At 53.1% G+C, this 13,864-nt stretch carries 5 protein-coding genes and 1 pseudogene; 3 read left to right on the forward strand and 3 right to left on the reverse strand.

Going from position 1 to position 13,864, the window contains the following annotated elements; all coding sequences use genetic code 11:
• The first annotated feature begins 623 nt into the window (after positions 1 to 623).
• Positions 624 to 3,212: an ATP-dependent chaperone ClpB gene (gene clpB / locus BN4609_RS13085; RefSeq protein WP_068857078.1), complete on the forward strand. Its 2,589-nt coding sequence runs from the start codon at positions 624 to 626 to the stop codon at positions 3,210 to 3,212.
• A gap of 245 nt (positions 3,213 to 3,457) precedes the next feature.
• Here clpB and BN4609_RS13090 read toward each other — a convergent pair whose 3' ends face one another.
• Positions 3,458 to 4,033 (reverse strand): manganese efflux pump MntP, encoded by a 576-nt coding sequence (locus BN4609_RS13090; RefSeq protein WP_068857079.1) that lies wholly within the window; start codon positions 4,031 to 4,033, stop codon positions 3,458 to 3,460.
• Positions 4,034 to 4,416: 383 nt separating this feature from the next.
• Between BN4609_RS13090 and BN4609_RS13100 the strand changes: the two genes are divergently transcribed.
• On the forward strand, positions 4,417 to 5,703 hold the full coding sequence (locus BN4609_RS13100) for an aminoacetone oxidase family FAD-binding enzyme (RefSeq protein ID WP_241033267.1): 1,287 nt from the start codon (positions 4,417 to 4,419) through the stop codon (positions 5,701 to 5,703).
• A 231-nt stretch (positions 5,704 to 5,934) separates the two neighbouring features.
• Here the strand turns inward: BN4609_RS13100 and BN4609_RS13105 are convergent, their stop codons facing one another.
• The gene (locus BN4609_RS13105) at positions 5,935 to 8,055 is read right to left on the reverse strand and encodes a M6 family metalloprotease domain-containing protein (protein WP_068857081.1); all 2,121 of its coding nucleotides are present in this window, start codon (positions 8,053 to 8,055) and stop codon (positions 5,935 to 5,937) included.
• Positions 8,056 to 8,292: 237 nt separating this feature from the next.
• Between BN4609_RS13105 and BN4609_RS13110 the strand changes: the two are divergent.
• Positions 8,293 to 10,278: pseudogene (locus BN4609_RS13110) on the forward strand (OPT family oligopeptide transporter).
• A 710-nt stretch (positions 10,279 to 10,988) separates the two neighbouring features.
• Here the strand turns inward: BN4609_RS13110 and BN4609_RS13115 are convergent.
• Complete coding sequence (locus BN4609_RS13115) at positions 10,989 to 13,691, reverse strand: 3'-5' exonuclease (RefSeq protein WP_068857082.1); 2,703 nt, start codon at positions 13,689 to 13,691, stop codon at positions 10,989 to 10,991.
• Positions 13,692 to 13,864: the final 173 nt, after the last annotated feature.

Below are 13,864 nucleotides of genomic sequence, written 5' to 3' on the forward strand. Positions count from 1 at the left end.
ATCATACATATGTTAACGGATATTAAACGATTAACATTACAAATACGGAGAAACAGATAGCAGGATACGGAAAAGTGCGGATAAAAGGTCCGATTCATTGCTTTCACGACTCGCAGAAAGCGGTTCCGCAACACAGGAAAGCCTCTTCCGTGTCCTCGGAAAGACCGTATCGCGCCGCCGGAAAGCCTCCGCCGCCATGCGGAAAAGCCCGTTCGGCAACGCGGAAAAGCCTCTTTCGCAAACCGGACACGGCTCAGGACCGACACGCAAAAGACTTAACACATTAATAATAAACACCTTACCGCAGGACAGCAAAAACTCCCGAAAATCCTGGAAAGACGCGCGCATGCCGCCATTTTCCACAAAACAGTAGCTCTGAAGCCATCATGTTTTAACATTATAAGCATGTCAATGTCTTTTGCATTAAATCATTTTAACAATCAGACATATACTATACAGTATTTTAAAAGCTACCGGATGTCCTATCATACGGCATTTCCTTCCATGACATATTGTCGCTCCGATATGCCATATTGGCACACATAATCCACAGGGCACGCATTTTGTGTTTACTGATAGCGGAAAACATTAAAGAACAAAAAACAAGAAAGGAGAAACGATACATGACATTCGACAAATTCACAATCAAAGCACAGGAGGCTGTCCAGGAAGCCGTGAACACGGCAACACGCAACGGACAGCAGATTGTCGAGCCGGTGCATCTGCTTAAAGGTGTCATGACCAAAGCCAAGGATGTGTCTTCATACATATTCCGGAAACTCGGAGCTAACGCCAACCAGATAGAAACTGTGCTCGACAGCGAGATTGCCCGACTGCCGAAAGTGCAGGGCGGACAGCCCTACCTCAGCAACAGCGCGTCTGAGGTATTGCAGAAAGCCACTGACATCTCGCAGAAAATGGGCGACGAGTTCGTGAGTGTGGAACCGCTGCTGCTGGCTCTGCTCACGGTCAACTCTACAGCGTCGCGCATCATGAAGGACGCCGGACTCACCGAGAACGACATGCGCAAGGCAATAGAAAGCCTGCGGCAGGGACAGAAGGTGCAGTCGCAGTCGGGCGACGAAAACTATCAGTCGCTCGAGAAATATGCCAAGAACCTCGTCGAGCAAGCGCGTCAGGGAAAACTGGACCCTGTAATCGGACGCGACGAAGAGATAAGGCGCGTGCTTCAGATTCTCTCACGGCGAACAAAGAACAACCCTATTCTCATCGGTGAACCGGGAACAGGAAAGACCGCCATCGTGGAAGGTCTGGCGCAGCGTATAGTGCGCGGCGACGTGCCGGAGAACCTTAAAGACAAGCAGCTATACTCACTCGACATGGGAGCACTCGTCGCCGGAGCCAAATACAAGGGCGAGTTTGAGGAGCGTCTGAAGAGTGTCATCAAGGAAGTGACCAACAGCGAGGGGCGCATCATCCTCTTCATAGACGAGATACACACGCTTGTGGGTGCCGGAGGAGGCGAAGGCGCCATGGACGCTGCCAACATTCTGAAGCCCGCACTTGCACGTGGCGAACTGCGGAGCATAGGCGCGACGACTCTTAACGAGTATCAGAAGTACTTCGAGAAGGACAAGGCTCTCGAACGGCGTTTCCAGACCGTTATGGTGGACGAGCCCGACGAGCTGAGCGCGATAAGCATACTGCGTGGTCTGAAGGAACGCTACGAGAACCACCACAAGGTGCGTATACAGGACGATGCGTGCATCGCTGCCGTGAAACTCTCCGAGCGTTACATCTCCGACCGATTCCTTCCCGACAAGGCTATCGACCTTATGGATGAGGCGGCTGCCAAACTGCGCATGGAGCGCGACTCTGTTCCGGAGGAGCTCGACGAGATAACCAGACGGCTGAAACAGCTCGAGATTGAGCGCGAGGCTATCAAACGCGAGAACGACCAGCCCAAGATAGAACAGCTCGACAAGGACATTGCCGAACTGAAAGACCAGGAGAAGGCTTACCGTGCCAAATGGGAAGGCGAGAAAGAACTGGTGAACCGCATTCAGCAGGACAAGCTCCAGATGGAGCAACTGAAGTATGAGGCGGAGCGCGCGGAGCGTGAAGGCAACTACGAAAGGGTGGCTGAGATACGCTACAGCAAACTGCGCATGCTCGAGGACGACATAAAGAACATCCAGAACCAGCTCAAGGGAGCGCAGGGCGACAACGCCATGATACGCGAGGAGGTCACCGCCGACGACATAGCCGAGGTGGTGAGCCGCTGGACGGGAATACCCGTGACGCGCATGATGCAGAGCGAACGCGAGAAGCTGCTGCACCTTGAGGAGGAGCTGCACAAGCGTGTGATAGGTCAGGAGGAGGCTATAACGGCGGTGAGCGACGCCGTGCGCCGCAGCCGTGCGGGACTCCAGGACCCGAAACGTCCTATCGCCTCGTTCATCTTCCTCGGCACCACAGGTGTCGGAAAGACCGAACTGGCAAAGGCGTTGGCTGAATATCTGTTCAACGACGAGACAATGATGACACGTATCGACATGAGCGAGTATCAGGAGAAGTTCAGTGTGTCAAGGCTCATCGGTGCGCCTCCGGGATACGTGGGCTACGATGAGGGCGGACAGCTCACCGAGGCTGTAAGGCGCAAACCTTACTCCGTGGTGCTCTTCGACGAGATAGAGAAGGCTCACCCCGATGTGTTCAACATCCTGCTGCAGGTGCTCGACGACGGGCGTCTGACCGACAACAAGGGACGCACGGTGAACTTCAAGAACACCATCATCATCATGACGTCCAACCTCGGCAGCCAGCTCATACGCGAGGAGCTGGAGTCTCACGGAGGCAAACTCACAGACAGCGAGCTCGCACAGCTCAACAACAAGCTGATGTCTCTGCTCAAAAAGACCATACGTCCGGAGTTCCTCAACCGTATAGACGACACCATCATGTTCCTGCCGCTTACGAAGGAGCAGATAGCAGGGGTGGTAAGGCTGCAGATGGATGCCGTGAGGAAAATGCTCGAGCCGCAGGGCTTCACTCTCAAATATACCGACGCGGCAATCAACTGGCTCGCCGACGCGGGCTACGATCCGGAGTTCGGCGCACGTCCGGTGAAGAGGGCGATACAGGACTATGTGCTCAACGACCTCTCGAAGAAGCTCCTTGCCGAAGAGGTGAGCCGCGAGAAGCCCGTCATCATAGACGCCAACGGAGCGGGACTCGTGTTCAGAAACTGAGCGTGAACCGTTTTTAGAAGAATTGAATAACCGGCAGGAGCCGCATGATACAATGGTCTGCGGCTCCTGCTTTTTTTATTGTCATTATTTTAAAAGAATAATCCGCACCTTATATGTCAGTCATGTCATGATTATATATATTGTCATACACACGTACTACTCTGTATTTCGCCCCATAAAGACCGCGCTTATTACAAGAGGTTAATGGGATAAGCGGCTGGCAGTGCAGGCATATCCTCAGTACGTCAGAATCCGATATGCTCGTAAAGAATGCGGAAGCCGATAAGCAGCAGTATCGTTCCGCCGACAAGTTCCGGCTTCAGACGTTTCACGACAGTCTTGCCGCACATGATGCCGAGAGTGTTTCCGACGACGGACATCACAAACGAACACACTCCGATAATTATGAGTGGCACTGTGAGCTGCGACACATTCTTATAGCCGAGGCAGGCAAACGATATTCCGACAGCGAGGGCGTCGATGCTTGTGGCGACGGAAAACAGGAGCTGGCTGCTGAGTTTAGTCGGATCGAAGTGGGCGTCTTCCTCATCGCCGAACGAGTCTTTTATCATCTTGCCACCGAGAACCGCGAGCAGGGCAAAGGCTATCCAATGGTCCACCGACTCTATGTAGCCGCTGAAACGGCTTGTCGCCAGCCATCCCGCAAACGGCATCAGAGCCTGAAAGAGTCCGAACAGCAACGCCATGCGCAGCGTGACTGAAAGGACATACCGGCGCATGATGACACCGCTGACAATCGAGACAGTGAAACAGTCCATGGCAAGAGCCATGGCAAGAAGGAAGATATCAAAGAGACTCATTATGTCCGACAGATTTATGTATATTGTCTTCGCGACTGCGAAAAGATTAAAGTGTTACCGCGTTTTTTACGTTCAGTGATGACGCGGACGGGAGGCAAGGAAGACTGCCCCTGCTTTCCCGACCCAGCTTATCGGGGCACAAAGGTAGCAAAATTATCCGAAGGATATAACAACAGGGACGAAAAAAAGCAAGGCTGGCTTTATGATTGCCCCATCGGCACGACCGGAACACGGCTCTCACCTGCCTCCGGCGTCATACGACCGCATGCGCTCACAAAGCCGGAAAACGCGGAGGAGGATGCTCCGGCATACGGTAAAGACAAAATAGTGTGACTGAAAGAAAATAAGAAAGAGACCGGAGCGTTATAATATTATATCTGAATATGAAATCCGATACCCACATGACGACAACCACAGCAATAATAGGAGGTGGCGCGGCGGGATGCTTTGCCGCCATAAACCTTAAACGCATGATGCCCGACAATGACATAACCGTATATGAGAGCGGACAAAAGCTGCTTGCCAAAGTGGCTGTAACAGGCGGGGGACGATGCAATCTGACAAACTCGTTTGAGGATGTGAGAAGCATGGACGAGGTGTATCCGCGCGGCGCGCGGCTGATGAAGCGTCTGTTGAAGGAGTTCAGTCACAAGGACGCATACAGATGGTTTGAGCGCAACGGAGTAAGACTTGTGACGCAGGACGACAGGTGTGTGTTCCCGAAGTCGCAGGACGCCATGGAGATTGTGTCCCTTCTCACACGTCTTATGAGCGAGAGCGGTGTGAGGACAAGAACGTCCCGTCGCGCCGTTTCCATAAAACGGGACGGCTGTTCCGGCTCCGGCGGCAGACAGGAGACACGCTTCCGCATTGATTTCGCTGACGGCGGGACGGCTTATGCGGACAATGTCGTGGTGACAACGGGCGGATGCCAGCGACGCGGATCTCTGTCAATGCTCGACAGTATGGAGCTTGACATGGCTGAACCAGTGCCCTCGCTTTTCAGCATATGCCTGCCCGGAGACAGCATAAGAGAGCTTTCGGGGACTGTGGTGGACAATGTCACGGTCGGCATATGCGGCACAAAGCTACACGCATCGGGCGCACTGCTCATAACACACTGGGGAATGAGCGGACCGGCAATACTCAGGCTGTCGTCGTACGCGGCACGTATGCTCAGCGAGAACGGGTATAAGGCGCGGCTGACAGTGAACTGGATGGGCGGCATGAATGAGTCGGAGGTGGCGTCGCTCATATCAGACTTGGCGGCGGGCAACATGCAGAAGCAGACGGCAAGCGTCTATCCTGAGTGCCTGAACAGCAGACTCTGGCGCAACATACTGCTGAGCAACGGACTGAAACCGGAACAACGGTGGGCTGAGATGGGGCGTAAGGGACTGAACAAAATCGTTGCCGCACTGACAAACAGCACATACACAATGGACGGGAAGAACCGCTTCAAGGAGGAATTCGTGACATGCGGCGGTGTGGCGTTGGGAAACATAAACCCCGCGACGATGGAATGCAGAAAGCACGAGGGACTGTATTTCGCAGGCGAAGTGCTCGATGTGGATGCAGTGACGGGCGGGTTCAACCTGCAGGCGGCATGGACCACGGGATATGTCGTGGCACAGTCGATAGCCGGGAAAGGAACTGTGGTTCAGCCATAGACCTCAACCGGCTGACCGGAACAGATTTTGTGAAAAAGCGAATATGTGTAAGCCACATAGCCGGACAACATGTCAAACTTATCGGTAAAAGCCGGAACGCAAAAAGAAAAGCAGCCTGCCGCATGTCTTTATTCATGCCGCAGGCTGCTGCCTGTAATATAGCGGACGCACGGTCCGAGATTTGTCATCCTACTGTTTCTGCAAAGTACAGGAATGGAAAGACCGTTGCCGTCACTTCACATACTTCTTGCCGTTGACGATGTAGATGCCGTGTCCGAGACTGTTGATGTCGTTTCCGAGATAGCGGCCGTCTATGCTGTATACGCGGTTGTCGGCTTTTCTGCCACCGTCACGGGTAATCCGCTCTATGCCGTCGGTCTTGGGAGCATCCACTTTTACGTCATCTATAAAGAAACGCTTGCTTGCCGCAAACATGAGACGTCCTTTTCCGGCTGACGGAAGAGCAACGCTTACACTGCTCCACTTGCCTTTCTCGAACGTGAAAGAGCCGAGACTGATGTCGTTGAAATATATGTCGAGCGTGTTGTCGTCAATACCCCATGGAGCCGCAACTACTGTAAGGACCGCGCCTTCCGGTGCCTCAAACTCCGGTGAAGTGATGCTTCCGGCTTCCTTGCTGGTGCCCATACGCATGCATTTGTCACCTCCATATACCTTATTACCGGTCCAACCGTCGACGTCACTCACAAGTTCGGAGGAAGCGATGTTGCCGCTCCACATTCCGTCATTGCCTCCTGTGCCGTCGCACTGGTTGAATGACTCATAGAATATATAGTCGTTTGACGGAGGAACAACCGGTGTGTCACCGCCAGCCTTGAACTTGAACGAGACGGTTCCGTCACCGTTGCGCGTGATGTCATATACCGTCTTGTTCATCAGTTTGCGTCCGTCTGTATTGGCATTATACAGCTTAGCCCTCGGCGTGGAGACATTGCTGAGGCTGTTGTTGCCCTCATAAGGATAGGCATCACCTGCAAGATCGTCCTCGTCTATGCCTCCGAGGAAGTTCATGAAACCGTCCGAATTGTCGGCATGGAATATCGTGCAACGCTGCCGGGAGGCGATGGTGTTCACCGAATTCACGTTCCACGCATACTCGTCATAGTCAACGTGCATGATGATAAGCCCCTCACCATATTGCGAGCGGTCCCATCCGGTGAGCTGACGGTTCTCCAACAGATAGAACTCATCCTTATGGTTGTCATTATATATAATGTATGCGTCGCCCCCGTCGAACGTCGATTTGACATTGCTCACCACCGTGTCATTCTTCAGCTCTACCGGAGTGAGCCATCCGGCAACCCACTTCTCGTACGCGGTATAGCCTGAAGGAATGAATCCGTCACCGTTATAGCTACCGTAATCCATCAGGTCCCAAGTCCTCATTCCGAAGTTATCGTTCATCGTATCGTACATGTCGGGATAGCCGAGGCAGTGTGAGAACTCGTGACAAACGGTTCCTATGCCAGCCACTATTTCGGACGCCATAAAGCCGTTAAGGTCAACCGTCATCTCGCTGCTGCACGCATAAGTGTTTATAACGACACCATCGATGCTCAGAGTACGTCCGTAGTCGCTGCTGTCCAAGGTCCACATGTGAGGCCAGACGGTGTCATCACTGCCTCCGGCAGCCTCTCCCAGACCCGCATAAAGCACAAATACCTGATCGACATTGCCGTCTCCAGCCCAGTCGTAATCCTTGAAATCCACCTGATTGGCAACCGCAAGGCATGCCTTAGCCACCATCTCGCCCGGGCGGGCGTCACCTCCTCCGAGGTTATGTCCGTAATAAGCGAAAGTGTTAGGCAGCTGTACAGGTCCCACGACATCAAAATCGAGCTCGAACTGTCCGGCACTCTGGTCCTTGAAATAGTCGCTCACGCTTCCCACAAAGCCGTCATCCGTAGTGAATCCCGGCTCGTTTGCCATTCTCTGGAAGAAAGTACGGTCATGCCCGGCTTTGAATTTCTTGTCGGAAAACTCCACAAGTATGATGAGCCCTTTCTTCTTTCCGGTGAACAGCTTGCCTGTACCTCCGACACGTTTCATTGCCCTGCGCCCTATCGCAGCGTTCATTTGGGAACGCCGCCGGGCAGCACGCGCCTCCAGCGAAGCCATGTCAGCCTCATGATACAGTCCGTCCTGTCCCTCAACATATCTTTTACCTTCTTCCGTAACATAATAATGCATGGTCTCGTCACCCGCCAGACGTGCCCTCACCTCGGTGCCGTCAGCCAGTCTGAGAGTCTTCACCACACCCTTTTTGGCAGGCACAGCGAAAGACACACAAGCGAAAACCATCATTAAAAAAACAAGCGATAATCTTCTCATCTCTACAATCTGATTTTTAATAATTTATACAATTTTATTTCAAACAAGTCTCTGCAAATATAACAAATTTATTTTCATTCAAAAGAAAAAAACAAAAATGCTATCGTTTTGTTGGTGTTTATATCAAATTGGATTACCTTTGTGCGAGAAACATTTCATAAGAACACCCTTGTAAGACATTTTTTTATAATTACGGATACTTACGTGACGAACATACAGAACAATAAAAATACAGTTATGACAGAAAAGGAAAAAGAGGCAGTGAGACTGCCGGAGAACGCGTTCAGAGAACTGAAAGACGGGGAGGAATACCGTCCTGTGATGAATCCGCAAAGGCAATACCCGGAGGTGAACGCATGGTCTGTGACATGGGGAATACTCATGGCGATAGTCTTCTCGGCTGCTGCGGCATATCTGGGACTGCGCGTCGGACAGGTGTTTGAGGCGGCAATCCCCATCGCAATAATCGCCGTGGGAGTGTCGACAGCGGCAAAACGCCACAACCCTCTGGGCGAGAACGTCATCATACAAAGCATCGGAGCATGCTCGGGAGCAGTTGTCGCCGGCGCGATATTCACTCTTCCAGCAATATATATACTTCAGGCGAAGTATCCGGAGATGAGCGCGTCGTTCATCAAAGTGTTCATATCGTCACTCCTCGGAGGCATCATCGGCATTCTGTTCCTCATTCCTTTCCGCAAATATTTCGTGAGCGACATGCACGGTAAGTATCCCTTCCCCGAAGCCACAGCCACCACGCAGGTACTGGTGAGCGGCGCAAAGGGCGGCAATCAGGCAAAGCCGCTGCTCTTCGCCGGACTTGTGGGAGGACTGTATGACTTCATCGTAGCCACGTTCGGGCTGTGGAACGAGAACTTCACCACACGCATCGTGGGCTTCGGAGAGACGATAGCCGAGAAGGCGAAGCTCGTGTTCAAGGTCAACACGGGAGCCGCCGTCTTCGGACTCGGCTATATCGTAGGTCTGAAATATTCGCTCATAATCTGCCTCGGCTCGTTTGCCGTATGGTGGCTCATCATTCCTCTGATGTCGGTAATATTCCATGACCAGGTCCTCAACGCCTGGAATCCGGCAATAACGGAGACTGTAGGCAGCATGAGTCCGGAAACAATATTCCGCGAATACGGCAAAAGCATAGGCATAGGCGGCATCGCCATGGCAGGACTCATAGGCATAATAAAGTCGTGGGACATAATAAAGGGAGCGGTGACACTGGCTGCAAGAGAGATGAAAGGCAAGAGCGCGGACGACAGCAAGCAGCTCCGCACACAGCGCGACCTGTCGTTCAAGATCATAGCGATAGGCTCGGCAGTGACCCTTCTCGTGACTTTCATCTTCTTCTGGTTGGGCATCATGGACGGCAACATCAAGTTCGCGGTTGTCGGAATACTGCTTGTGGCGGTGATAGCCTTCCTCTTCACCACGGTGGCAGCCAACGCCATAGCCATCGTGGGCAGCAATCCTGTATCCGGAATGACACTCATGACGCTCATACTTGCGTCCGTAGTCATGGTGGCAGTAGGACTGAAGGGTGTCAGCGGAATGGTAGCGGCACTGATAATGGGAGGCGTCGTGTGCACGGCTCTGTCGATGTCGGGATGCTTCATCACCGACCTTAAGATAGGCTACTGGCTCGGAACCACTCCGAAGAAGCAGGAGTCATGGAAATTTCTCGGCACACTCGTGTAGGCTGCGACAGTGGGCGGCGTGATGATACTGCTCAACAACACATACGGATTCTCCAGCGGACAGCTCGCGGCACCGCAAGCCAACGCCATGGCAGCAGTGATAGACCCTCTCATGAACGGCATAGAGGCACCCTGGATACTGTATATCATCGGTGCGATAATAGCCGTAGTGCTCACGCTGATGAAGGTTCCCGCCATCGCCTTCGCGCTCGGAATGTTCATCCCAATAGAGCTTAACACCCCGCTGCTGGTAGGAGGTATCGTGAGCTGGTATGTGACATCGCGCTCCAAGAATAAGGAGACAAACAGCAAGCGCGGCGAGAAAGGCACGCTCATCGCCAGCGGATTCATCGCCGGAGGCGCGCTCATGGGAGTGCTGAGCGCACTGTTGCGCTATCTGGAATTCAACCCGATAAACGAGCAATGGCTTGCCAACCCGCTGTCTGAGGTATGCTCTCTCATCGCATACGCACTGCTGATAACATATTTCATAAAGGCATCGAAGGCTGAATAAGCATTCTCCAAGAGACATGTGGCAGCCCGGCAGAAAAGGAGCTGACTCATCATGACGATGAAGAGGAAGCCTTTCTGCCGGGCTGTCTGTCGTATACAGCGCAGCCGAACACGTATGTTAGGACTGATATTAACCCCAAACGGTCATTGTTACATAATGCTTTAACCCGAATAGGCGTTCAAATACGGTTCGGAATAAATGCTGAACGGAAAGTAAAAAATCTTTACATTTATTTTCTTCAAAACAGAAACGACGAAGGCGCACAGCCGCCTCCATACGGGCGTCTCATCTCTTCAGAAATGCGGCATACCCCGCACAATGTTCCGTAAAACTCTCCGGAATGTCCCTATCATTGCTCTTCCGACGCACGACTTCACCGCTTCCGGCATCTTCCGGAAGGCGTGTCATGCTGCGGAAGAGCCTTTATCATGCACCGGAAAAGGCTCTTCCGGAGTACGGAAAAGGCTTTCCCGCACCGCAGAAAAGCCATTTCTGTATGACATGAGAGTCTATCCGAAAGAATGATTCATGCAACATCCTGATATCCAATATATTATATCTACCCTCCAAAATATCGCTTATTTTGAGCCACAATCCATCTTTTACGTCTCCACGCGATTCTCATAGAGTTGACGTTATACTAATACCCGCCATTCCTCCACACTTTCTCACCTCCTCACTCTCCCACCCTCACCACGCTTCCGGCTCATTCACGACCCGAACAGTTTCTGAAGAGGCATCATGAAACGTGTGAGATACTGCCTGTGAGGCTCGTTGTGCCAGTCGCGCCTCGTGGTGCAATAAGACACATACAAGCGTCGTCTTGCCCGCGAGATAGCCACATAGAACTTTCTCGCGTCCTCCGCAAGCATCTCGGGATTGTCCCGGCTGTAGAAGTTGGGAATCCTTCCCTCTATCGCATCGAAGACAATCACATTGTCGAACTCGAGTCCCTTCGCCTTGTGTATGGTTGTGACGAATATGCGTTCCTTGAGACTTGCACTGTTGCAAAGGTCAGCCTCCTTGAAAGTGTTTATCTCCATCATATACCGTGCGAGCTGTTCGGCAAGCGAGGGATAAGCAGACGAGTCGATGACATCGGCAGAGAGGAAATCCGAGATATATCTTATGTTTGGCACGGGAAGTATGGTTTCGTTTTCCAAAAGACTGTTGTAAAAGCGCATCATCTCGTCAACGAGCACCGGACGTCCGCCATTCAGGTCGCGACGCACCATCATATCCCGTGCCCGCCGATGGAAATCGGCATACCTGCGGCGCAACGCAGCCACATAGCCTGCGACCCTGCGGTCGCTCAGGAAACGCCCCTGCTCAGCCAGCATGTCGCGAGCCTTGGCGTAGCAATGGTTCACCACGCTGCACGTGGCAGCCACATCCTCGTCGGCAAGATGCGAGTTGCTGCCCTCGAGACCGAGTGCCGCAAGCAGGTATTTGAGCTTGTGCTCCTTCAGTTCCGGTTCAATGAGTCTCACAAGGCGGAGCGAGTCGAGACATCGGGGACACCGCCGCCGCAGCTCCACACCGCTGCCACACCTCTTCAGATTGTTCTCAAGAATGTTGTAATCGTAACCGGCGTTATGCCCGAGAAGCACGCTGTCGCCCACATAGTCGATGAACATGAGCAACGCCTCTTTCCTGTCGAGCAGCTCGTGGCGGCTCATCTCCTCTATCACCGGATTCTCCACGTCGCCCAGCATGCGCGGTATCTCCCTGTCGGTGGCGATGAAGAGCGACAGAGCCGAGCCTTCCACTATCTGCCCGTGTCTCATCCTCACCGCAGCAATCTGCACGATGTCGTCCTCGAAGACATTGAGTCCGGTGGTCTCGGTGTCGAACACCACGATGTCTGACTCATCATATACGGACACGAACTCCTGCAGATATGTGCCGGTGCCGTCATATTCCACGAGGTCGGCAGGAGATATGCCGCGGTCGAGCAGAGCCCTTACAAACCTGCGTGCCGTGGCGTTCTGCGCGAAGACCTTCAGTCCCTTAAGCAACCGCGCCCACGCGATGAAGTTGTTGCCGTTGGCAAGTATGTTGAGATGAGCGAGCAGAAGCTTCACCTCCGGAGACGAGAACAGGTCGGAACCCGACACCTTGAAATGGCTCGTTCCGTGCTCCGTGAGCTCCGCGCTTATGAGGTCGGCGTCGCGGTTGGCATTCACTATGACGGCGGTGGTCTGACCGGCGTATCTGTCGGACAGCGTTTCAGCAGCCTGCGCCACGTCCCTCACCTCAGTGTCATAGTTCTCGCTGGTGAGTATCTTCAGCTCGTCTCCGTCACGGGGAACGTCGTAGCTGTGCACAGGCAGCAGACCGGCGTCTATGCCAAGAACCTTTGACGCATACGTGTTGAACACCTCAAGCATGTAGGCTGGCGACCTGTGGTTGACGTTGAGATGATGTACGTTGCCCTCACAGCGGCTCTTCAGCATCGCGAGCGTCTCGGTCTTGGCTCCCATGAACGAGAATATGGCTTGCTGCCCGTCACCGAGATACATCACCGCCAGTGGACTGTCGCCTCCCAGCTCATCGATTATGGCGAGCTGAAGACGGTTGAGGTCCTGCACCTCATCCACCTGAATCCACGGATAACGCTTGTATTTCCCGTCGCTGTCAGCCCTCAGCGAGTCGTATGTCATCACAAGAAGGTCCTCGAAATCGAGAAGTCTGTTGGCACGCTTATACTCTTCATACTGACGCGCGAGCGACATCTTGCGCAACAGGGTGGCTATCATGGCTCTCGTGCCGTAATCGTATCCGTCGCCGTTGGAGGCGTCGCGATAGAACGAGGTGTTGTCATATATATCGGTCATTCCCTTTGCATCGAACGCCATTCGCTGCACTTCGCATATCTTGCGCAGAGCGCTTATGTCCTCCATCCTGAGACACTCGGGATGTATGCGCAGGCTTTTGGGATGACCGTGTCTTATCTGATGCATGAGAACGGAGAGCTGCATCACCTCCGCATACTCCCTTCGGCGGCGGTTGTTCATGGTTATGTCGTACTCGTCGTCGCCCATTATACGCGCCAGTATGCTCAGAGCGTCCTCATCGTCTATGACAGACGACTCTGCCGCCACAACCCCGTTGGAGAAAAGAAAACGCGAGCAGAACCTGTGAACATTACCCACATAGACGTTGCGGGCGTCCTCGTCGGCAATGTTCGCGCTTATTCTCTCCGCCATGCCGCGTGCAGCCCGGTTGGTGAAAGTGAGGCAGAGCATGTCGTCGAAAGCCACTCCCTTCTCATGCGCCCTGCGTATGCGCTCGGTGAGAATCTGTGTCTTGCCACATCCCGGAGGAGCAAGCACGAGATGGATGCCGCTCTGCGCTTCGATCACCTGTCGCTGGCACTCGTCAGGCACCCACTCTTTCCTGTTTTCATTCATATATGCTGTATAAAAAAAAACGACCGTCACCATCGGGGTGACGGTCGTTACACGATGTTTAAACCCGAATCGGTCATCAGACTTCCATTCTTATTTCGTGCTGCTGTCAGCCGTATTGCATTCAGCTTTATCGAAGATGTAGCGGGCTACATCGGGGAAAAGCTGTATACAAG

Source organism: Leyella lascolaii, assembly GCF_900079775.1.
Lineage (GTDB): Bacteria > Bacteroidota > Bacteroidia > Bacteroidales > Bacteroidaceae > Prevotella > Prevotella lascolaii.

Coding starts and splice junctions, on each gene's coding strand:
- BN4609_RS13115 (WP_068857082.1), bottom strand. CDS start 13,691: ATGAATGAAAACAGGAAAGAGTGGGTGCCTGACGAGTGCCAGCGACAG.
- clpB (WP_068857078.1), top strand. CDS start 624: ATGACATTCGACAAATTCACAATCAAAGCACAGGAGGCTGTCCAGGAA.
- BN4609_RS13090 (WP_068857079.1), bottom strand. CDS start 4,033: ATGAGTCTCTTTGATATCTTCCTTCTTGCCATGGCTCTTGCCATGGAC.
- BN4609_RS13100 (WP_241033267.1), top strand. CDS start 4,417: ATGAAATCCGATACCCACATGACGACAACCACAGCAATAATAGGAGGT.
- BN4609_RS13105 (WP_068857081.1), bottom strand. CDS start 8,055: ATGAGAAGATTATCGCTTGTTTTTTTAATGATGGTTTTCGCTTGTGTG.